19 protein-coding genes are annotated in these 20,830 nt (G+C 72.0%); 8 read left to right on the top strand and 11 right to left on the bottom strand.

What is annotated here, in order from left to right; translation table 11 throughout:
* Positions 1–27 precede the first annotated feature (27 nt).
* Both ACIHCM_RS11345 and ACIHCM_RS11340 read left to right on the top strand, forming a co-directional pair.
* Positions 28–819, top strand: coding sequence for an alpha/beta fold hydrolase (locus ACIHCM_RS11345; RefSeq protein ID WP_399892704.1), 792 nt, complete (start codon positions 28–30; stop codon positions 817–819).
* Positions 816–2,093 carry a cytochrome P450 gene (locus ACIHCM_RS11340; RefSeq protein WP_399892701.1) on the top strand — a complete coding sequence of 426 codons (1,278 nt, stop codon included), beginning with the start codon at positions 816–818 and terminating at the stop codon, positions 2,091–2,093. Before ACIHCM_RS11345 ends, ACIHCM_RS11340 begins: the two co-directional genes overlap by 4 nt.
* Here the strand turns inward: ACIHCM_RS11340 and ACIHCM_RS11335 are convergent.
* From ACIHCM_RS11335 to ACIHCM_RS11325, 3 genes are all read right to left on the bottom strand, one after another.
* Positions 2,053–3,258, bottom strand: coding sequence for a damage-control phosphatase ARMT1 family protein (locus ACIHCM_RS11335; RefSeq protein ID WP_399892698.1), 1,206 nt, complete (start codon positions 3,256–3,258; stop codon positions 2,053–2,055). The two genes, ACIHCM_RS11340 and ACIHCM_RS11335, sit on opposite strands and share 41 nt — an antisense overlap.
* Positions 3,259–3,282: 24 nt before the next feature.
* Positions 3,283–3,930 carry a ScbR family autoregulator-binding transcription factor gene (locus tag ACIHCM_RS11330; protein ID WP_399892695.1) on the bottom strand — a complete coding sequence of 216 codons (648 nt, stop codon included), beginning with the start codon at positions 3,928–3,930 and terminating at the stop codon, positions 3,283–3,285.
* Between the two features lie 67 nt (positions 3,931–3,997).
* Positions 3,998–4,900: a ScbA/BarX family gamma-butyrolactone biosynthesis protein gene (locus ACIHCM_RS11325; RefSeq protein ID WP_399892692.1), complete on the bottom strand. Its 903-nt coding sequence runs from the start codon at positions 4,898–4,900 to the stop codon at positions 3,998–4,000.
* 191 nt (positions 4,901–5,091) lie between these two features.
* Between ACIHCM_RS11325 and ACIHCM_RS11320 the strand changes: the two genes are divergently transcribed.
* Positions 5,092–5,742 (top strand): ScbR family autoregulator-binding transcription factor, encoded by a 651-nt coding sequence (locus tag ACIHCM_RS11320; RefSeq protein ID WP_399892689.1) that lies wholly within the window; start codon positions 5,092–5,094, stop codon positions 5,740–5,742.
* A 103-nt stretch (positions 5,743–5,845) separates the two neighbouring features.
* On the opposite strand, the gene ACIHCM_RS11315 is transcribed toward ACIHCM_RS11320, so the two are convergent.
* Both ACIHCM_RS11315 and ACIHCM_RS11310 read right to left on the bottom strand, forming a co-directional pair.
* Complete coding sequence (locus ACIHCM_RS11315; RefSeq protein ID WP_399892686.1) at positions 5,846–7,654, bottom strand: S8 family serine peptidase; 1,809 nt, start codon at positions 7,652–7,654, stop codon at positions 5,846–5,848.
* Between the two features lie 400 nt (positions 7,655–8,054).
* Positions 8,055–9,014 (bottom strand): ABC transporter substrate-binding protein, encoded by a 960-nt coding sequence (locus ACIHCM_RS11310; protein WP_399892683.1) that lies wholly within the window; start codon positions 9,012–9,014, stop codon positions 8,055–8,057.
* Positions 9,015–9,462: 448 nt separating this feature from the next.
* Between ACIHCM_RS11310 and ACIHCM_RS11305 the strand changes: the two genes are divergently transcribed.
* The 4 genes from ACIHCM_RS11305 to ACIHCM_RS11290 are packed head-to-tail and all read left to right on the top strand — an operon-like array spanning position 9,463 to position 13,551.
* Positions 9,463–12,033, top strand: coding sequence for an ATP-binding protein (locus ACIHCM_RS11305; RefSeq protein WP_399892680.1), 2,571 nt, complete (start codon positions 9,463–9,465; stop codon positions 12,031–12,033).
* Positions 12,030–12,506 (top strand): roadblock/LC7 domain-containing protein, encoded by a 477-nt coding sequence (locus ACIHCM_RS11300; RefSeq protein ID WP_385375878.1) that lies wholly within the window; start codon positions 12,030–12,032, stop codon positions 12,504–12,506. Before ACIHCM_RS11305 ends, ACIHCM_RS11300 begins: the two co-directional genes overlap by 4 nt.
* Before the next feature lie 33 nt (positions 12,507–12,539).
* On the top strand, positions 12,540–12,965 hold the full coding sequence (locus tag ACIHCM_RS11295) for a DUF742 domain-containing protein (RefSeq protein ID WP_399892677.1): 426 nt from the start codon (positions 12,540–12,542) through the stop codon (positions 12,963–12,965).
* A complete protein-coding gene (locus ACIHCM_RS11290; protein WP_399892674.1) occupies positions 12,952–13,551 on the top strand; it encodes a GTP-binding protein in 600 nt (199 codons plus the stop codon). Before ACIHCM_RS11295 ends, ACIHCM_RS11290 begins: the two co-directional genes overlap by 14 nt.
* 7 nt (positions 13,552–13,558) lie before the next feature.
* Here the strand turns inward: ACIHCM_RS11290 and ACIHCM_RS11285 are convergent, their stop codons facing one another.
* The 6 genes from ACIHCM_RS11285 to ACIHCM_RS11260 form a co-directional block, all read right to left on the bottom strand.
* The gene (locus ACIHCM_RS11285; protein ID WP_399892671.1) at positions 13,559–14,227 is read right to left on the bottom strand and encodes an ABC transporter permease; all 669 of its coding nucleotides are present in this window, start codon (positions 14,225–14,227) and stop codon (positions 13,559–13,561) included.
* Positions 14,224–14,910, bottom strand: coding sequence for an ABC transporter permease (locus ACIHCM_RS11280; RefSeq protein WP_399892668.1), 687 nt, complete (start codon positions 14,908–14,910; stop codon positions 14,224–14,226). The genes ACIHCM_RS11285 and ACIHCM_RS11280 overlap by 4 nt, the downstream gene beginning before the upstream one ends.
* Positions 14,907–16,055, bottom strand: coding sequence for an ABC transporter ATP-binding protein (locus ACIHCM_RS11275; protein ID WP_399892665.1), 1,149 nt, complete (start codon positions 16,053–16,055; stop codon positions 14,907–14,909). Before ACIHCM_RS11275 ends, ACIHCM_RS11280 begins: the two co-directional genes overlap by 4 nt.
* A gap of 290 nt (positions 16,056–16,345) precedes the next feature.
* Entirely contained in the window at positions 16,346–17,458 is a 1,113-nt protein-coding gene (locus ACIHCM_RS11270) for a sensor histidine kinase (protein ID WP_399892662.1), read from the bottom strand.
* Positions 17,459–17,461: 3 nt separating this feature from the next.
* Entirely contained in the window at positions 17,462–18,172 is a 711-nt protein-coding gene (locus ACIHCM_RS11265) for a response regulator transcription factor (RefSeq protein ID WP_399892660.1), read from the bottom strand.
* 131 nt (positions 18,173–18,303) lie between these two features.
* A complete protein-coding gene (locus ACIHCM_RS11260; protein ID WP_399892657.1) occupies positions 18,304–19,554 on the bottom strand; it encodes a PP2C family protein-serine/threonine phosphatase in 1,251 nt (416 codons plus the stop codon).
* A gap of 150 nt (positions 19,555–19,704) precedes the next feature.
* On the opposite strand from ACIHCM_RS11260, the gene ACIHCM_RS11255 reads away from it, so the two are divergent.
* Entirely contained in the window at positions 19,705–20,775 is a 1,071-nt protein-coding gene (locus ACIHCM_RS11255; protein WP_399892653.1) for an undecaprenyl-diphosphate phosphatase, read from the top strand.
* Positions 20,776–20,830: the final 55 nt, after the last annotated feature.

Genomic DNA, 20,830 nt, shown 5'->3' with positions numbered 1-20,830 from the left:
CCCCGCAGCACCGGCCACGGTGGGTCCATGACCTCCTTCGTGCTCCCCCATGAGCTGCACGGCGACGGCGCCCACAAGGTGTTCGCCGTGCACGGCTGGTTCGCCGACCGGTCCGCGTTCGCGCCCGTCCTGCCGGATCTGGACCGCACGTCGTTCCAGTACGCCCTTGTCGATCTGCGCGGCTACGGGCAGGCCGAGCACGCGGACGGCGCGTACACCACCGGTGAGGCGGCGCGGGACCTGGTCACGCTGGCCGACCGGCTCGGCTGGGCGCGGTTCTCCGTCGTCGGGCACTCCATGGGCGGCGCGATCGCCCAGCGGCTGCTCGCCGTCGCCCCGCACCGGCTCCGCTCGGTGGTGGGCATCTCGCCGGTGCCCGCCTCCGGTCTCGCGCTGCCGCCGGAGCAGTGGGAGCTGTTCGCGGACGCCGCCCACCGGCCGGAGAACCGGAGGGCGATCATCGACGTCACCACCGGCGGCCGCAGGCCCGCCGCATGGCTGGACCGCATGGTCGCCCGCTCCCTGGCGCGGAGCGATCCCAAGGCCTTCCGCGCCTGGCTGGACTCCTGGGCCCGCGAGGACTTCCACGAGCGGGTCGAGGGCGCGACGGTCCCGGCGCTCGCCGTCGCCGGAGCGCTCGACCCCGCCCTGTCGGCGGATCTTCTCCGGGGCACCTGGCTGACCTGGTACCCGCGTGCCGAACTCCACGAACTGCCGGGCGCCGGCCACTACGCCATGGACGAGACCCCGCTCGAACTCGTGCGCGTGGTCGAGGACTTCCTCCGCCGCGACCGGCCGGAAGGAGGCAACCCGGCGTGACGCCGCACGCGGCCCCGCCCGTCCCCGACGTCTTCGATCCGCGCCGGTACGCCGCCGGGGTGCCGTACGACGCCTACCGCGTCCTGCGTGACCACCACCCCGTGGCCTGGCAGGACGAGCCCGAGGTGCTCGGCTGGCCGGCCGGGCCGGGGTTCTGGGCGGTGACCCGGCACGCCGACGTCGTCCGCGTCCTGAAGGATTCGGTGGCCTACTCGTCGCATCTCGGCGCCACCCAGATCCGTGATCCGGACCCGGACGACCTGCCGTTCATCCGCCGCATGATGCTCAATCAGGACCCGCCGGACCACAACCGGCTGCGGCGCCTGGTGAGCCGCGCGTTCACGCCCGGGCGCGTCGAGCGCTTCACGGCCGTCGCCCGGGAACGCGCGCGGGCACTGTTCGCGGACGCCGTGGCACAGGCCCGGTCCGGGGACGGCACGGTCGACGTCGTCACCGCCGTCACCGACGACTACGCCCTGCTCAACCTCGCGGACCTGCTCGGCGTCCCGGTAGGTGAACGCGGGCTGTTGCTGCACTGGACCCGGCGGGTGATCGGCTACCAGGACCCCGACGAGGCCGGTCCACCGGTCCTGGACGCGACGGGCAGACCGCTCGACCCACGCTCACCGGCGGCGCTGCGTGACATGTTCGCGTATGCCCGGCAACTCGCCGCGCACAAGCGCCGCCACCCCGCCGACGACATCCTGACCACGCTCGCGCACGAGGGCGAACTCGAGGGCGCCGAGCTGGAGATGTTCTTCTTCCTGCTCGCCGTCGCCGGCAACGACACCGTGCGCAGCGCGGCACCGGGCGGGCTGCTGGCGCTGGCCGAGGACCCGTCCGCGTACGCACAGCTGCGCACCGGGTCGGCCGGTCTCGGCCCGGCCGTCGAGGAGTTGCTCCGCCGGCACCCGCCCGTGCTCACCTTCCGCCGGACCGCCGTGTCGGACACGGTGCTGGCCGGGCGGCCCATCCGGGCCGGGGACAAGGTGGTCGTCTTCCACGCGGCCGCCAACCACGACGAGCGGGTCTTCACCGAGCCCGGCCGGCTGGACCTGCTGCGCGCGCCGAATCCGCACGTCTCCTTCGGGGACGGCCCCCATGTGTGCCTGGGCGCGCACTTCGCCCGGCTGCAACTGCGGGTGCTGTATCAGGAGGCGCTACGGGCCCTGCCCGCGAAGCTCCGGCTCGCCGCGCCCCCCGAGCGCCTGGTCTCCCACTTCATCAACGGCATCAAGCACCTGCGTCTCGACGTCCACCCGGAGCCGCGTTGACCTGGATCAGCGCATGGGTGCCGCCGGTCCGCCAGCCTTGCCCCTCGGCGGCGACCAGCGCGGCCTCGGTGTCCGCGTCGAGGCCGCAGATCACCTCGGACTTCAGGGTGCGCAGGGCGGCGACCGGACCGGGGAAGTAGTCGGTCAGGTCCGCGAAGGAGGTGGTCGGGGGCAGGCGCCGGTCACCCACGAGGCGGCGGTAGTTGAGGTCGCCCTTGACGATCGTCACCGTCGCCGCGGCGAGCTCGGTGCGCAGGTCGCCGGGCATCTCGGCGTACGGCAGCGGTCCGCAGGAGAACGGGTGGACCCGTACGGTCAGCCGGCCGTCGGTCGTCGCCGCCCACAGCCGCCGCCCGTACGCGCCGGCCGCGCCCGGCGCCCCGGTCAGCCGGCGCAGCGCGTCGAGCACGTCGGCCGGGGTGGCGTCGGAGACGTAGTACGGGTGGGGCTTGACGTGCAGCACCGCTCGCCCGGCACGGCCCTCGGCGAGGAGGTGGGCGACGAGCAACAGGTCGGGGACGAGTTCGCGGCCGGCGTTGTCGGCGATCAGGCAGAGCGTGCCGGTGCCGGAAGGCGGCAGGAGGGACCACAGCGTCTCGCTGTCGTCGGCGACCAGACCGGGGGCGGCGGCCGCGGTGTCGCCCCCGGCGGAGAGCCGGAATCCGAGGTCGGCGCGGTTGCCCCAGAGCGAGCCGTGCAGCAGGGCCTGGGCGCGTTCGTCGGCGGGGCGGGACTGCAGGTCGTCGAGGGCGGCGAGTTCCTCGTCGGTCGCGGGCGCGTCGAGTTCGGCGAGCTTGAGGGGGCGGAACGGGTCGATGCCCTGCTCGGGTCCGGAGCCGAAGTAGCCGACGGCTTCGAGGAGCGCGCGATAGAAGTAGCTCTCCGACCACAGCCAGGGCACGTCGAACCAGGACTGCCCGGCATAGGTGCCAAGACCCCACGCGGCCCATCGGTCCCGGTCGTGCGCGTCGGAGGGGAGTGGCTCGATCACGCCTTCGGCGCAGCTGGTGAGCAGGGCGTCGAGCGCGCGCTGCCGGTCGGGGCCGTACGGCAGGGACTCACGCACCTGCCGGATGATCGCGGGATGGCGTTCGGCCAGCACACTGTGCGGGAAGGAACCGGTTTCGTTGCCGAGGATCACGGGCGCGGGCGCGGTGTCGGGCATGCGGCTCACCGTACCGCGCGCCGCTCAGACGGTTCTGATCTCCCGTTCCAGCTGCGTGGCGAGGCCTAGGTAGCGCGGGCGTCTGGTCACCGGCACGAGGCCGCGGATGAGGACGTACCACATCTCGGTGAGCCGGCGGGGCAGGCGCAGGACGGGTTCGAGGGTGCGGCCCGCCACGCGTATCCCGATGAAGAAGCTGACGAGGGAGTGGGCGACCGCGTCGACGTCGACGTCCGGATGCATGTCGCACTCCTTGACGGCGCCGACGAGCTTTCGGGAGACGATGTCGAGCCACTCCGTGAAGGGGTGCGGCAGGGGCGGCCGCACCCCTACTCCGCCGGTGGCGAGCCGGAGCCCGGCGCGGGCCACCGGCCCCTCCACGGTGAGCCGCACCAGGCCGAAGGTGATGCGGATCAGGCCTTCGAGCGACGAGCACTCCCGGTCGTCCACCTCACGGGCCAGCCGTCGTGCGGCGTGCGACTGGATCTCCATGATGGCGTGTGCGAGGTCCTCCTTCGCGGCGAAGTGGAAGTACAGGGCGCCCTTGGTGACTTGGGCGTGCTCGACGATGTCGCTGAGGCTGGTCGACTCGTAGCCATGACGGTCGAACAGGTCGGCGGCGGCCCTGATGATCGTGGCGCGGGTCTGCTCGGCTCGTAACTGCCTCGCCATCGGCTGGACTCTCCTGGGAATGAAAACGGGTTATGCCGTTTGTTTCTTACCCCCCGCACACGATATCTCACTCCTGTGCCGAGCCGACCAAGCACTCGAAGACCGTCAACTCCCCCTGTGTCGCGACGACTCGCAGTCCGGGGCCGGCGCCGCCGGACGCCTCGATCCATACAGGTTCATCCAGTTCGGCGTAGCGATGGAACACCGAACGGAAGGAACTGGGCGTCCCGCCGCCCGGCGTCCGGGCCCAGGCCGCCTGACGGGCGGACTCCAGCAGCAGCATGCCGGGGGCGTGATCGAGCGGATGGTCGAAGAAAACGGGATGCGCGGTATCAATTCTGAGGCGCCAGCGGTCCTCCCGTTCGGTGGGCGCCAGAACGACGTCGCCCGGCAGCGCGCGGCCCACGACCCGGGGCGGCAGACCCGGCGGCGCGGGCGGGACGGTCACGGTCGCCGGGGTACGGCCGGCGCGCAGCCTGCGGTAGACGGCCTCGGCGACGCAGGTGAAGGCGACCCGGGCGGTCGCCACGCGGGCGCCGTCGAGCAGTACTTCGGCGGCGTAACGGGCGCCGGCCGGACGGCCGGCCCGGTGGCGGACCTCGACGAAGTGGACGTCGACGACCGGCTCGGCGGGTACCGGGCCGACGGCCAAGTGCCCGGGAAACGTGTCGACTTCGAATTCCTGGAGCACGAAGTGGTGCCCCAGGGGCACGTCGTACTCGGTGTGCGCGATCAGGGTTCCGCTCTGGCGGATGGTTTCCACGACGAGAAGGGGCTCGTAGGCGGAACGGTCGTGCGACACGTGTAACCCGTGGCCCCGGGGCCACTGGGCCGCAACGGCGAAGCGGTCGGTTCCGGTCTGTTTCCAGCCGGTGAGGAAAGTCTCGGCGACGGCCGCGCGATGCACGAACTGCCGGGGGACAGTCGCCGTCAGGGTCGGGGTTTCGGCAAGTTGCCGCGCTTGTGGCATGTTTCTCCCTACGGTCCCCCGAAGGGTGGCGCGGACGGTGGGGCGTCCGCCGTGGGTGGGCGTCAGAATACGAGGTGACCGGTTTGTTTTCAATGCGATCACTCCGTAACACCCTATGATCAGGGAAGTTCCGGCACGATCGTGGCGCCAGCGGCATGAACCGGCCAACTGGGCGCCGGAGAGGGTCTCTCATGGCGAAACAGGAGCGCGCCATCAGGACACGCAGGGCGATCCTGGAAGCCGCCGGCGCGGTCTTCGACGAACACGGTTACACCTCCACCACCATCGCCATGGTGCTGGACCGCGCCGAAGTCACCAAAGGGGCGCTGTACTTCCACTTCCCGTCCAAGGAATCCCTCGCCCAGGCCGTCCTCGACGAGCAGGTGCCCTTCGGTTCGATTCCTCCCCAGGCGTGCAAGCTGCAGGAGATCGTCGACATCACGTTCGTCGTCGGCCGGCGGCTGCTGAGCAACGCCCTGCTCAGGGGCAGCGTGCGGCTCGCGGTGGATCAGTGCGCGCCGCCGGGGGTGGACCACACGGGGCCGTTCCGGCAGTGGGCCGAGCATCTGACGCCCCTCATGGAACAGGCGAAGGCACAGGGCGAGTTGCTGCCCACGGTGGACCCCCGGGACACGGTGGAGCTGCTGATCGGTTCGTTCACGGGCATACAGCTGATGTCGCGGGCCCTGACGGAGCGGGACGACCTCGGGCACCGGCTGTCGGTGCTGTGGGCCCATATGCTGCCGAGCATCGCCGTGCCCGGGCTGCTGCTCGGCCTGGACAGCCGTGCCGACCGGGGAGCGCGGGTGCTGGACTCGCTGGACACCCGCGTCGCCTCATGACAGCGCAACGATCCCGCAGGCGCCCCGGAGAAGCGTTCAGCCGTACGCCGGTCAAGGCCTGAGAGGGCCTTGACCGGCGTACGGCCGTTGTCGGGCGGGTCGCTCAGAAGGTCAGGCTCCAGGTGTTCAGGCGGCCGGTGTCCTGGGCGGCGGTGTCCTGGACCCGGAGCTTCCAGGTGCCGTTCGCGGACTCGGTGGACGCGTTGACCGTGTAGGTGGTCCTGACGTCGTCCGCGGAGTCCGAACCGCTGGACGACTTCAGGCGGTACGCCGAGCCGTCCGGGGCGACCAGGTCGACGACCAGGTCACCGCGGTAGGTGTGGGTGATGTCCACCGCGACCTGCAGGGCCGAGGGCGCGTTGCCGGTGCGGCCGCCGACGGTGATCGGGGACTCGACGGCCGGCCCGGCGTCCGGGACGGCGACGGCGGAGCTGCTCGAGAAGGTCGTCCCCGTGGGCGTACCGCCCGCCACGGCCTGGACCGTCTTCGCGGCATCCGCCAGGCCCGCGCCGCAGCCGCCGGAGCAGGCGCCGGGCAGCGCACGGGCGTTGGACTTGATCGCCGACTCGATCTGTGCCGGGGTCAGCGAGGGCTTGGCCGACTTCATCAGCGCTGCGAGGCCGGCGATGTGCGGAGTGGCCATGCTGGTGCCCTGGTAGTAGGCGTAGGACTCGGTGGACGGCGTCCTGGTACCGGAGTTCAGCGTGGAGTAGATGCCGTTGGCCGTGCCGGTGCTGGTCTGGCCTCCCGGCGCCGAGATGTCGACCAGGGAGCCGTAGTTGGAGTAGGACGCCTTGGCCCCCGAGCGGTTGGTGGCGGCGACCGAGATGACGTTGGCGCAGTTGCCCGGCGAGTGGTTGGCCACGTTGTCGTTGTCGTTCCCGGCGGCCACGACGACGGTCGTGCCCCGGTTCACGGCGGCGTTGATGGCGCTCTGGGTGGCGGAGGTGCAGGCGCCGTCGCCGCCGAGGCTCATGTTGATGACCTTGGCCACGTGGGAGTTGGCGGGCACGCCGGTGACCGTGCCGCCGGACGCCCAGGTGATGGCGTCGATGATGTCGCTGTCGTAGCCCCCGCACTTGCCGAGCACCCGCACCGGGGAGATCTTGGCGCCGTGGGCGACGCCCGCCATGCCCTTGCCGTTGTTCGTGGCCGCGGCGATGGTGCCGGCCACGTGCGTGCCGTGCCAGGAGGAGTCGCTGCCCGGGATGCCCGAACCACACTCGTTCGTGAGGTACCAGTCGCCCGGGTCGGCCGGGTTGCTGTCGCGGCCGTTGCCGTCGACGGACACGGCGGTGTCGGCGATGAAGTCGTAGCCGCCGACGATGTTCGCGGCGAGGTCGGAGTGGGCCACGTAACCGGTGTCGATGACGGCCACGGTCACGCCGCTGCCGGTGGAGGTGGGCCAGGCTCCGGGGACGTTCATGCCGGCGGCTGCCTCGAAGAGGTCCCACTGCTTGGCGTAGTCGGTGTCGTTCGGGTCGGCCTGGGCGGTGTTCAGGCGGTCCGGAACGACGTAGGCGACCTGCGGGTCGGCCTGGTACTCGGCGACCACGTCGGCGACGTCCGACCTGGTGAGGTTCTGGCCCAGGTCGACGAGGGCGGCGCCGGTGCCGAGGCGGCGCCGGAAGTCGAGGTCCTCGCCGGTCTCCGCGCCCTTGGCCGCGGCGTCGGCCTCGGCGGACCGGTTCGACCTGGCCTCGGCGGCGCCGGACCTGTAGCCGACGATGAGGCGTTCGGCGGTGGTGCCGGGGGCGGCCTCGGTCTGGGCGGTGGGGACAGCGGCCGCACGGGCCTCACGCGGGGAGGTCTCCTGGGCCGCGGCCACCTGAGCGGTGGCGGCGGTGAGCAGCGCCGCGGAGACCGCGGCGACGGATATCAGCTTGCGTCTGACGGCAGGGGAGGTTCGCAAGAGCTTGCCTTTCGTGGCCGTACTCCGGACAGCGCGGAGTGGCGGTCTGTGCGCTTCGTCGTCGAAGCGGAGGGGGGTGGAGCCGAAAAGCGGGCGTGCGGAGGCCGGCCTGGCGCGACGCCGACCCGTCCGGGGTTACCTGTGGGTCAGCAGTGCTCGAACGATAGGCAACGGAACGGCCGTGCGGATACAGGGGAAACCCTTTGCCGGGCCGGAAATGCACCCTCGTTGTTGAAGGGTTGACCGCCAATGTCTGCTTTCGCTTCATGAGGCGCTCGCTTTGCTGCGCGCCGCCCCGGGGAATGGGCGCGCGGGCATCGGCTCGGCCTGGAAACAGCTGTGCCCCGCACGCTCCAGGGCGGTGCGGGGCACATCGGGTCCGCCGGTACGGCGGGACGGGTCAGTCCAGGCCGACCGACGTCAGCCAGGCCTTGGCCACGTCCAGCGGGTCCTTGTTCTCCAGCTGCACCTGGGCGTCCAGGTCGAGGAGCGTCTTGGTGTCGAGCTTGGCGGAGACCGCGTTGAGGGCGTCGACCCCCTCCTGGGAGAGGCCGCTCTTGTGCACCAGCGGGGTCACGTTCGCGAAGCCGAAGAGGTTCTTCGGGTCCCGCAGGACGACGAACTTCTCCTTGACGATGGTCGGGTCGGTGGTGAAGATGTCCGCGGCCTGCACGGTGTTCTTCGTCAGTGCCGCCTGGGTCAGCGGGCCACCGGCGTCGAGGGCCTTGAAGGACTTGAACTTCAGGCCGTACTCCTTGTCGAGTCCGACCAGCCCCTGGTGCCGGGTCTGGAACTCCGGCGAGCCGCCGATGACCAGGTCGGGCGCGATGTCCTTGAGGTCGGCGAGGGTGGACTGCGGGCCGAGGTCGTACTTCTCGGCCGTCTCGGCGTTGACGGACACCGAGTCCTTGTCCTCGGCCGGCGACGACTCCAGCAGCGTGAGCTTGGCGTCCAGCTTGGCCTTGACCTCGGCGTTCACGGCCTCGGCCGACTTCTGCTCGGCGTCGGGGTCGAGGTAGGCCAGCAGCGAGCCGTTGTACTCGGGCAGGACGGTGATGGAGCCGTTCTTCAGCAGGCCGTAGGTGGTCTCGCGGCTGCCGATGTTGGGCTTGTACTCGACCTCTATGCCCTTGGCCTTCAGGGCCTCGCCGTAGATGTCGGCGAGGAGGATGCTCTCGGCGAAGTTGTTGGAGCCCACGACGACGGTCTTGCCGTCCGAGCTGCCCTCCGAGAGCGGGTCGGACGTGTCGTCGGAGGACGAGCCACAACCGGCGACCAGCGCCGCCGCGACGGCGAGGGCGACGGCGGCCGCACCGCGGTGTCTCGTACTGGACAAGGTGCTCTTCACGGTTGAAGTCACGATTCCCGTTCCGGGCTCGACGATGTGGCGGGGGTAGCGGTGACGTGACGTGCGGGCACATCGCACCCACCGCGGACGTGGCACGCACACCGCACCTACTGATCCAATCCAGCCTGTTCTCGCCCAGTCAAGCGAATTCAGGTCACCAATCGGCGTCGATGAGTTACCACTTGTGATGAAGATGATGAAGGAAATGTGGATGAGTTCCGGTCGAGTTCCGATCGAGTTCCGCTCACCTAAGAGCAGGTCGTAACTGATTCTTGACGTGGAGTGGCGCGATCCGCCCTCCCAAGAGGCGATAGTCTCACCGCAGTTGCCCTCCGGTCACAGCGGTGACACGAACCGCACCGGTGTCGCCGTACACCGGCCGAACGTCGATCGGAACGACACCCGAACGGACACGCGCGCAGCTTCTCCGCGCGGTGCGACACCCCACGAAGGAGGCTCGGTGTCCACGAACGAGGTGGGCGCGCCCTCCCCCGGGCCCTCGGCCTCGCCGGGACAGGGGGACCCCCCGATGCCGGCACCTCCGACGTCGCGGGGTGGCGTGCGCGGCTTCGCCGACCGCCTGCCGTTCCGTCAGAAGCTCAACATCCTGGTCGGCGTGCCGCTGGCGGGTGTCGCGGTGCTGCTCGCCCATCTCATCTCCGGCCAGGTGGCACAGGCGCGCAGCGCGGCGGAGGCCGCCGCGCTGGTCCGGGACAGCGCGCAGGTCGCCGGTCTCGTCGACCGGGTGGAGACCGAGCACCAGCAGGCCATCCTGCTCTCCGTGCGGTACGAGGCCCGGGGCGGCGACGCCAAGCCCGCGCTGACCGGCTACCGCGTGGCGCAGCGGGAGACCGACGCGCAGGTCGAGCAGGTGCGCGCCGCCTTCGGCGACCGGCTGCCGCAGACCGAGTCGCAGGCGCTGCGGGAGGTCGAGGGCCTCGACAACCTGCGCCGGACCATCGAGCAGGGCTATCTGCCCGCCGACAACATCGACCCGGCTTACCACAACGCCGCCCAGGGCCTGATCGACGGCCTCGGCCTGGACCGCAACCCGGCCCTGGCCGCCACCTTCACCGGCAATCTGCTGGACTCCCTGCTGCGCGCGGACGCCGCCCACAGCTCCTTCGAGACCAGCGTCTTCTCGGCCACGACCGGCGACTCCAACGCACTCATCGAGTTCGTCGGCGCGGTCGGCGCCTACGAGCTGTACCAGCACCAGGCCGAGCGGTTCGGACGGTTCGCCACCGAGGAACAGGCGGCCGAGCTGCGCGGCATCGAGCACAACCCCGCCCAGGCGATCATCCTGCGGCACTACGCGGAGCTCCAGATCGACCCGAGCTCGCTGCAGGCCGCGACGCCGGCCGCGGTCCGCGAGAAGTTCACGCGCGCCCTGTCCGACTACCCCACCTACGGGCAGCAGTCCGACACCCGGCTGGCGGTCACCGGCTCGCTCATCGACCAGATCGCCGACCGGGCCGACGAGGCCTCCGACGACGCCTGGTGGAACGCCGCCTGGCTGCTGGGCCTCGCGCTGCTCGGCTTCCTGCTGTGGGGTGCCGCCTCGGTGGTGGTACGCCGCTCGGTGGTGCGGCCGGTGCAGGCGCTCACCGGTGCCGCCCGGCAGGTCGCCGACGTGGCCGGCCGCGAACTCGCCCGGGTCGCCGACGACGACACCGAGGACGACGCCCCGCCGAGGCTGCGGGAGATCCCCGTCACCGCCCAGGACGAGATCGGCGACCTCGCCGACGCCTTCAACCAGGTGCAGACCACCGCGGCGGCGCTGCTGGAGCGGCAGGTGCTCAGCCGCCGCAACGTCGCCGAGATGTTCGGCAACGTCGGCCGCCGGGTCAGCAACCTCACCACCCGGCAGCTCGCCCTGATCGACGCCGTCGAGCGCGGCGAGACCGACCCCGCGCTGCTCGAACGCCTCTACCGCATCGACCACATCGCGGTCCGGCTGCGCCGCAACGCCGACAGCCTGATGCTGCTCGCCGGTATCCGCGAGACCGTGCTGGACGGCGGCCCGACCGCCCTCACCAACGTCGTACGGGCCGCACTCGGCCAGATCGAGGGCTACCAGCGGGTCGAACTGCACGCCGGCACCGAGATCATGGTCGAGCCGGACATCGTCGGCGACCTCACGCTGATGGTGGCCGAACTCCTGGAGAACGCCGTGTCGTTCTCGCCCGCGGGCAGCCCCGTCGAGGTGACCGTGCGGACCGGTGACGACGGAGCGACGATCACCGTCGCCGACCACGGCCTCGGGATGAGCGCCGAGCGGCTCGGCGAGGAGAACGCCCGCCTGATCCGCCGGGAACGCCTGGATCTGGTGCCGACCAAGGTGCTGGGCCTGTTCGTGGTGGGCAGCCTGGCCCGGCGCTGGGAGATCGGCGTGACCCTCTCCCGCACGCCCGGCGGGGGTGTGACGGCCGAGATCGGCATCCCCTCCACGCTGCTGCTCACGATGAGCCCGGTGGCCTCCGGCGGTACGACGCGCTACGGCGCCGAGGGGGACGGCACGGGCGCCGGCAACGGTTCCGGCACGGGTGGACGGGCGGCGGACGCGGCCGCTTCGGCGTCCGGGCCGGGACCGCGCCCCGCCGCCGGGTCCGGGGCGCCCACCGACGACTCCGCCTCGCTCCCCCGCCGGGTCCCGCGGCCCGCATCCGGGGCGGGCGACGGTTCCCCGCTCATCCCCCGGGCCCGCGGCGAGGCGTCCACGAGCGGCGCCCGCCCGCTGCGCCGCCGCGTCCGGGGCGCGACCCTGCCGAGCACCGCCGGTGCCGAGGACGGCCGCCCGCAAACGCACCGGGCCGCCACTCCCGCCGACGCCGAGGCCGTCCGTGACGCCCTGGAGGAGTTCGAGGCGGCCGTGGCACGCGCCCACCGCGACGCCCGTCGCGACGAGGACACGGCCGACGGCACGCGACCGCCGTACGGCCGCGACGAGGGCGGCACGGGTGACCCGCACGGTGCGCCCGGCAGCGACTCGCAAGACCCCAGGCATCTCCCGGAAGGAGCGGAGCAGTGAGCACGTCGACAGGTGGTACTCCGACGGGAGGCACCACACCGGACGAACTGCGGGCCGCCGCGGCCGACTTCACATGGCTGCTCAACCGTTTCGCGACCGAGACCGCGGGCGTGGTGGACGCCATCGCGGTGTCCTCCGACGGACTGCTCATCGCCGTCGCGCAGCTGCGTGAGCGCGCGCACTCCGAGCGGCTGGCCGCGATCGTCTCCGGCCTCACCAGCCTGGCCGCCGGCGCCTCCGGGAACTACGGCCTGGGCGCGCTGAACAAGGTCATCATCGACCTGGAGGGCGGACACGTCCTGGTCTCCGCGATCGGCAGCGGCGCCGTGCTCGGCGTGGTCGCCGACAAGGAGGCCAAGCTGGGCAACATCGCCTACGAGATGACGCTGTTCGCGAACCGGGCGGGTGCCGCGCTCAGCCCCCAGCTCGTGCTCGAACTGAAGAACAGCGTCGGCGCCGGGTCCACGGGCTGACCGGTCACCGCCCGGTCGAGGAGGAAGACACCCATGGCGGACGACCCGACGCCCCCGGGCCCGGACCCGGCAGGCCCGGTCCCCGCCGTACGGCCGTTCCTCGTCACCGCCGGCCGGGTGGCGGGCGCGGGTCAGGCCGCGTCCGCCCGGACCCTTCCCGTCGAGACCCAGGTGGTGGCCACCGCCGAGGGGCTCGACGCGCTCGGCCGGCTCACCTTCGAGCGGCACGACATCGTCGCCGCCTGCAAGCAGCCCCAGTCCATCGCGGAGATCGCCGCGCTGCTGCGGCTGCACCTCAACGTCGTCCGGGTCCTCGCCGAGGACCTGCGCACCGCCGGGCATCTGGCGGTGTACGTGCCGAACGCCGCCGTCACCCATGAGGCGTCCGTCCTGCGCAGGGTTATCGATGGCCTCCGCGCCATCCCCGACTCCCGGGGGGTACTCCGTGACACCGACTGAACCGCTCGCCGCCGGCGGGGCCGCGCAGAGCTCCGTACGGCCGCCGCTGCCGGTGAAGCTGGTGATCGCGGGAGGCTTCGGCGTGGGCAAGACCACCGCGGTGGGCGCCATCTCCGAGATCGAGCCGCTGACCACCGAGGCCGCCATCACGGAGGTCGCGGCGGGGGTGGACGACCTGTCGCACACCCCGCGCAAGACCACCACCACGGTCGCGATGGACTTCGGCTGCATCACCATCGACCCGACGCTGAAGCTGTACCTGTTCGGTACGCCGGGACAGGACCGCTTCGGCTTCATGTGGGACGACATCGTCGAGGGCGCGGTCGGCGCGCTGGTCATCGTCGACACCCGGCGGCTGGACGACTGCTACGCGGCCGTGGACTACTTCGAGCACCGGCAGATCCCGTTCGCGGTGGCGGCCAACGCCTTCGACGGGAAGGTCGAGCACGCGCTGGAGGAGGTCCGCTGGGCGCTCGACGTCGCCGAGCACGTCCCGGTGGTCGTGTTCGACGCCCGGGAGCGCGGCTCGGTGCGGGACGCGCTGCTCGTCGTGCTGGAGCTGGCGCTGGCCCGCACCGGGGGATGAGGCGGCGTCAGGCGCCCCGGCGGACCCCGCGGGAGACCGTGAGGCGCGCGACCGCCCAGAACAGGCCGAGGGTGGCCAGCGCCAGCACGGCGACCAGGGTGGCGCCGCCCACGACCTTCTCGTAGTTGCGCTGGTAGAGGCCGTCGACGATGTAGCGGCCGAGGCCTCCGAAGCTCACGTACGCGGCGATGGTGGCCGTCGAGACGATCTGGATGGCCGCCGAGCGCAGACCGCTGAGGATCAGCGGCAGCGCGACCGGGATCTCGACCCGGAACAGCACCCCGGCCTCGCCCATGCCCATGCCCCGCGCGGCGTCCACGGGAGCGGGGTCGACCGAGCGCATCGCCTCGTAGGTGGTGACGAGGATCGGCGGGATCGCCAGCACGACGAGCGGGATCATCACCGGTGCCAGCCCGAGCCCGAGCAGCACGAACATCAGCACCATCAGGCCGAAACTGGGCAGCGCGCGGCCGGCGGTGGCGATCAGGGCGAGCGTGTTGCCGCCGCGCCCGGTGTGCCCGGTCAGCAGTCCCACGGGCAGTCCGACCGCGGCGGCGATGCCGAGCGCCATCAGGGTGTACTGGACGTGTTCCAGCAGGCGGGTGGGGATGCCGTCGTAGCCCTGCCAGTGGGCGCTGTCGCTGAAGAAGGCGTCGACGAAGTTCAGTACGTTCACCGGGCGGCGTCCTTCAAGGCGGTCGGGCGCGGGGTCCTGCGGGTGTCGCGCGGCATCCACGGGGTCACCAGGATGCGCAGGCCGATCAGTACGGCGTCGACGAGGACGGCGAGGACGGCCGTGCCGATCACGGACAGCCAGATCAGGCGCGGCTGGTTGTAGATCATGCCGCTGTTGAGCAGGTTGCCGAGGGCGCCCTGGTTGCCGATGAGCATGCCGACGCTGACCAGGGAGATGCTGGAGACCGACGCCACCCGCAGCCCGGCGATGATCGCGGGCGCCGCGATCGGCAACTGCACCTGGGCGTAGCGGCGTACCGGCCCGAAGCCCATGGCCGTGGCGGCGTCGAGGGTCTCGCGCGGCACCGAGCGGACGCCGTCCACGATCGCCGGGACGAACACCACCAGGCTGTAGACGGCGAGCGGGATCATCACCGTCCTCTCGCTCAGCCCGGTGTAGTCGATGAGGACGACGAAGAAGGCGAGCGAGGGGATCGCGTACAGCACGGTCGTCACCCACAGCACGGGCGGGTACAGCCAGCGCAGCCGCACGCACAACTGCGCGACGGGCAGCGCCACGAGCAGTCCGGCCAGCACCGGGAGCAGCGCCTCGCGCAGGTGCAGCGCGATCAGTCCCCAGTAGCTGTGCTGCAGGTCGCTCGGCAGGTCGAAGAGGCCGTTCATCGAGCGGCCTTCGCGGGGCCGGCCGCGGTGCCGGCGGCGGGGACCCCGGCGTGCGCGCCACGGATCGCCTCGGCGATGGTCTGCTGGGAGACCACCCCGGCCACCCGGCCCTCACCGTCCACGGCGACGGCCCAGCCCGTGGGCGACAGGACGGCGCAGTCGAGCGCGGCCCGCAGCGAGTCCCGTTCGGCGACGAACGGCCGCCCGTACGGCAGCAGTCCCTCCCGCTCGATCCGCCCGGCCATGAGGTCGCGTGGCGCGCTCCAGCCGAGCGGCCGGCCGTCCAGGTCGGTCACGAGGAGATAGGGGACGTCGCCCGAGCCGCGGGCGGCGATCTGCTCGGCGGTGGCGTCGACGGCGACGATCGGGGTGGTGAGCAGCTCCAGTCCGGCGGACGGGAAGAAGGACAGCCGCCGGATGCCGCGGTCGGCGCCGAGGAAGTCCTCGACGAACTCGTCGGCGGGGCTGGACAGCAGCTCGGCGGGCGGGGCGAACTGGGCGAGCCGGCCGCCGGTACGCATCACGGCGACCATGGTGCCGAGCTTGACGGCCTCGTCGATGTCGTGCGTGACGAAGACGATGGTCTTGCCCAGCTCCGCCTGTATGCGCAGGAGTTCGTCCTGAAGACCCTTGCGGACGACGGGGTCGACCGCGGAGAACGGCTCGTCCATCAGCAGCACCGGCGGGTCGGCGGCGAGCGCCCGGGCCACGCCCACGCGCTGCTGCTGTCCGCCGGAGAGCTGGTAGGGGTAGCGCCTGGCGAGTGCGGCGTCGAGGCCGACCCGCTCCATCAGCTCCCGGGCGCGGGCGCGGGCCTTGTCCTTGCCCCAGCCGAGCATGCGGGGCACGGTGGCGATGTTGTCGACGATGGTGCGGTGCTGGAAGAGGCCGGCGTTCTGGATGACGTAACCCATCGAGCGGCGCAGCGTGTTGACCGGCTGCTGCATGATGTCGGTGCCGTCGAGCAGGATCCGTCCCTCGCTGGGCTCGACCATCCGGTTGATCATCCGCAGCGTGGTCGTCTTGCCGCACCCGGAGGGTCCGACGAGGACGGTGATCGAACGGTCGGGTATCTCCAGTGACAGCCGGTCGACCGCCACCGTGCCGTCGGAATACCGCTTGGTGACTGAATCTATCCGTATCAAAACGCCGAACGCCCTTCGGGTGTGGCAGTCGCCGCCCGCTCTCGCCTGGTGGCGGGCCGTCGCCGGGAGAGTCTAGACCCGTTGTGTTGCGAGATTTTGTTGACCCTCGTCCGGTTGCCGTCCGTAGCGGACCGGGCAAGGTCGCCGGCGGAGTCCTGTGCCGCGACCGGCAGCCCCGCCGTCCGCCGCACCCGGCGCCCGCTGTCCCATGGACGACATCGAGGACACCGTCCGGCAACCCGTCACGATCCATGCGGTCACGTTTCGGGCGGCGCAGGGCGGACCTGGGCTCAGACGTCCGCCGTCGGCAGCGTCACCTCGAAGCGGCAGCCGCCCGAGACGTTGCGCACGGCGGCCCGTCCCTGATGGGCCTCGACGATGCCGCGCACGATGGCCAGTCCCAGCCCGGCGCCGGCCGGGGGCGTACGGGCGTCGCTGCCGCGCCAGCCGGTGTCGAAGACACGCGGCAGGTCTTCCTCCGCGATCCCGCCGCAGCCGTCCGTCACGGACAGGACCACGCCGTCCGGCGAGCGTTCGGCGGCCACCGCCACCGTGCCGTCGGACGGCGTCCGCCGGATCGCGTTGACGAGCAGGTTCCCCAGCACGCGGCTCATCTCCTTGCCGTCCACCTCGACCGGCACGGACTCGACCCGGTCACCGACGAGGCGTACGCCGAGCTCACGGGCGAGCGGGTCGGCGCCCGCGAGGGCGTCGCCGACCAGGTCGTACACCGAGATCCGGCTCGGGCTGAGGGCCAGTGTGCCCGCGTGGATGCGGGAGAGCTCGAAGAGGTCGCCGACCATGTCGTTGAGGCGCTCGGCCTCGGCACGGATCTGGCGCAGATAGCGCTCGGGGTCGGCGGCTACGCCGTCCTCCAGCGCCTCGGACATCGCGCGCAGCCCGGCGAGCGGGGTGCGCAGGTCGTGCGAGATCCAGGCGACCAGTTCGCGCCGGGAGCTCTCCAGGGCGCGCTCCCGGTCCCGCGACTCGGCGAGCTTGCGGCTGGTCGCCTCCAGTTCGCGGCTGAGGGCGGCCAGTTCGGCGGCGGCGGGGCCGGCGGGGCTGGTGAAGGCGCCGCCGTCACCGAAGGAGCGGGCGGCGAGGGTGAGGGCCCGGCTGCGCGCGGCGACCCAGCGGCCCAGCAGCAGCGCGGTGGCCAGGGAGACCACGGCGGCCATGGCCACCACGGTGGTGACGACGGTCAGGTCGTGGGCGGACAGGAACATCGCCTGCGCGACCGCGAGCGTGCCCGCGAACATCGCGCCGACGGCGACGGCGGCGACCACGGTGATGTGCTCGGTGAGCGAGCGCCGCCGGATCAGCAGCAGTACCCCGGCGCCGAGCAGTCCGGCCGCGGCGGCGCCCAGGAACGCGAACAGGGCGATGAGCAAGGTGTCCCGCACGGCTCACACCTCCCCGTCGCCCGCGTCGAAGCGGTACCCGACGCCCCACACCGTCTGGATGAACCGCGGCCGGGCCGGGTCGTCCTCCACCTTGCCGCGCAGCCGCCGCACATGGACGGTCACCGTCGACAGGTCACCGAAGTCCCACCCCCACACCTCACGCATCAGCTCCTCCCGGCTGAACGCCCGCCCCGGGTGCCGAAGGAAGAACGCCAGCAGGTCGAACTCCCGGATGGTCAGCGCGAGTTCGTCGCCGTTCCTGGCGGCCCGCCGCGCCGCGGGGTCCACCGTGAGCCCGGCGGCGCCCAGGGAATCCGTGGACTGCTGCGGGACGGGCCTGGTCCTGCGCAGTACGGACTCCACCCGCAGGACCAGTTCGCGGGGGCTGAAGGGCTTGGTGACGTAGTCGTCGGCGCCCACCTCGAGACCGAGGATCCGGTCGTCCTCGTCCCCCCGCGCGGTCAGCATGATCACCGGCACCGGGCCGCGCACCCGCATCCGCCGGCACACCTCCAGCCCGTCCATGCCGGGCAGCATCAGGTCCAGCACGACCAGGTCCGGCCAGTGCGCGGTGGCCCGCGCCAGCGCGTCCGGGCCGTCACCGGCCCGGTCGACGACGTATCCGGCCCGGTCGAGATATCCGGAGACCACCTCGGCGACGGTCGGGTCGTCGTCGACGACCAGGACCCGGGCCCCGTACGACTGCTGTTCCATGCCGTCAGCCTCGCATCCCGCCCGCGGGTAGGGGACCGGCGGGACCGGTCGTCCCTGATTCGTAAGGAACGGCGTCCCGTGCGGGAGGTGCTTCGCGCCGCACGAGGCGGCCGGCGCTCACCGGGAGCGGCTCACGTGGCGAAGGTGACGCCCTCCTCCTCCGGCTGTGGCCGGTGCCGCAGCTTGGACGCCAGGATGGCCACGTCGTCCTCGGCGTGCCGGGCGTCGAGCTTGGCGAGGACCGTGTCCAGGATGGACTCCACCCCTTCCGAGCCGGTGAAGCGCAACCGGGCCAGCCGGTTCAGGGACTGGTCGATGTCCTCGCCACGGTGCTCGACGAGCCCGTCGGTGAACAGCAGAAGCGTCTCGTCGCCGCCTATCCGGAACGTCGCCGGCTCGTAGCCGCCGAGCCCGGTGCCGAGCGGCGGGCCGACCGGCACCGGCAGCAGCGAGGTCTCGCCGCTGCCGCCGACCACGGCGGGCGGCAGATGGCCGGCGCTGGCCAGCGTGATCTGGCCGCGCACGGGGTCGACGCGGGCGATCAGGCAGGTGGCGGGCCGGCGCTCCGGCTCGTTGGAGGCGATGTCGTCGAGCTGGCGCAGCACACGGTGCGGCGGAAGGTCGGCGGAGGCGATGTAGCGCAGGGCGGAGCGGTAGGCGGTCATGTCGACGGCCGCCTCCAGGCCGTGGCCCATCACGTCGCCGACCACGAGCAGGGTGCGCCCGAAGTGCAGCCGGACGGTCTCGCACCAGTCGCCGCCGACCAGGGCGCGCTGCCCCACCGGCAGATACCGGATGGCTACGTCCAGGTTCGGGTGCGGCCGGCCGGGCTCGGCGAGGAGCGCGCGCTGGAGGTCTCCGACGATCCGGCTCATCCGGTCGTGCTCCCGGGCGTGGCGGATGTGCGAGGCGGCGCGCTCGGCGAGCAGCGCCAGCACGTCCACCTCGGCCGGGGTGAAGGCCCCGTCGCCCCGGACGCACACCAGGACGCCGTACCGCTCGTCGCCGGTGGCGAGCGGCACGCAGAGCGCGGAGCCGCGCCTGGCGCGGCTGTCCCGGCTGTCGCGGCACGCCACTGCCGCCGCCACTGCCCACCGCAGGTCGGGCAGCAGGGTGCGGTCACCGCTCACCGCCAGGAACTCCGCCTCGCCGTCCTCCACCTCGCGTCGCACGATCGCCGTGGTGCACCTGGTCAGCTCGGCGGCCACCTTGGTGAGCTCGACACAGGTGGTCTCCTCGTCGAGGGTCGTCCCGATCCCGGCCACCGTCGACCGCAGCGCCGTCAGCCGCGACGACACGCCGGTTCCCGGTGCGGGCGTGTTCGTACGGCCGACGGTGCCGACCGTCGGGGGCCTTCGGAAGGACTGGAGCCATCGCGCCACACAGAACACCTTAAATGGGTAACAAAGGGACATCAGCCACGTATCGGCTGCCCAGGGCTCGGGCCGACCCGCTCGGGGCGGCCGGAACCACCGGGGCGTCCCCTCGGCCACCACCGTAGATCCGCTCGCCTTGACTACGCTTGCGCTTCCATGAGCTGGTTCGCATCCATCATTCTCGGCCTGGTCCAGGGACTGACCGAGTTCCTTCCCATCTCGTCGAGCGCCCATCTGCGCCTCGTGGCCGCCTTCTCGGGGTGGCAGGACCCGGGCGCGGCCTTCACGGCGATCACGCAGATCGGCACCGAGACAGCGGTGCTGATCTACTTCCGGTCGGACATCGCCCGAATCGTCACGGCCTGGTGCCGCTCGCTGACGGACCGCACGATGCGCGCGGACCCGGATGCCCGGCTGGGCTGGATGCTGATCATCGGCTCGCTGCCGATCGGCGTCCTCGGCGTCACGTTCAAGGACCAGATCGAGGGACCCTTCCGCGATCTCCGGCTGACCGCGGCCATGCTCATCGCCATGGGCGTGGTGCTGGGCGTCGCCGACCGCCTCGCCGCTCGCGCCGAGCGGGAGAGCGCCGAGCGGGAGAGCGCCGAGCGGGAGAGCGCCGAGCGGGAGAGCGCCGAGCGGGAGAGGGCCGAGCGGGAGGTCGCGGACCGGACGGGCGCCGGGTGGGGGAGCGGCGCCCTGGCCACCCTGTCCAGCGGTCCCGGCTCCTCCGGCCCCTCCGGCCCCTCTGACCCCTCCGGCCCCCCGGTAGCACTCGGCGCCCCCGGCGCCGCCCGGCCCTCCGGCAAGACCCTGCACGACCTCACGGTCAGGGACGGCCTCATCTACGGCCTGTGCCAGGCGATGGCCCTCATCCCTGGCGTCTCCCGGTCCGGCGCCACCACCAGCGGCGGGCTCTTCATGGGCTACACCCGCGCGGCCGCCGCCCGCTACTGCTTCCTGCTCGCCATCCCGGCGGTTCTCGCCTCAGGGCTGTTCGAGTTGCAGGACGCCACCAAGGGCGGTCACGTCAGCTGGGGGCCGACGGCACTGGCCACACTCATCGCCTTCGGCGTCGGGTACGCGGTGATCGCCTGGTTCATGAAGTTCATCGAGACCAGGAGCTTCATGCCGTTCGTGCACTACCGCATCGCCCTGGGCGTGGTGATCATCGCCCTGGTCACCTTCGGCGTGATCAGCCCGCACGCCGCCGAGTCGGCCGGGTGAACCCTCCAGGACTCCGGTCGGGCACCCCCTGAAGCCTTGGGGAAATCCGGGTCGG

Origin of the sequence: Streptomyces sp. NPDC052023 (genome assembly GCF_044548465.1) — a bacterium.
GTDB lineage: Bacteria > Actinomycetota > Actinomycetes > Streptomycetales > Streptomycetaceae > Streptomyces.
Note: the sequence above shows the minus strand (reverse complement) of the source record. Positions and strands in the feature narration are given on the sequence as shown.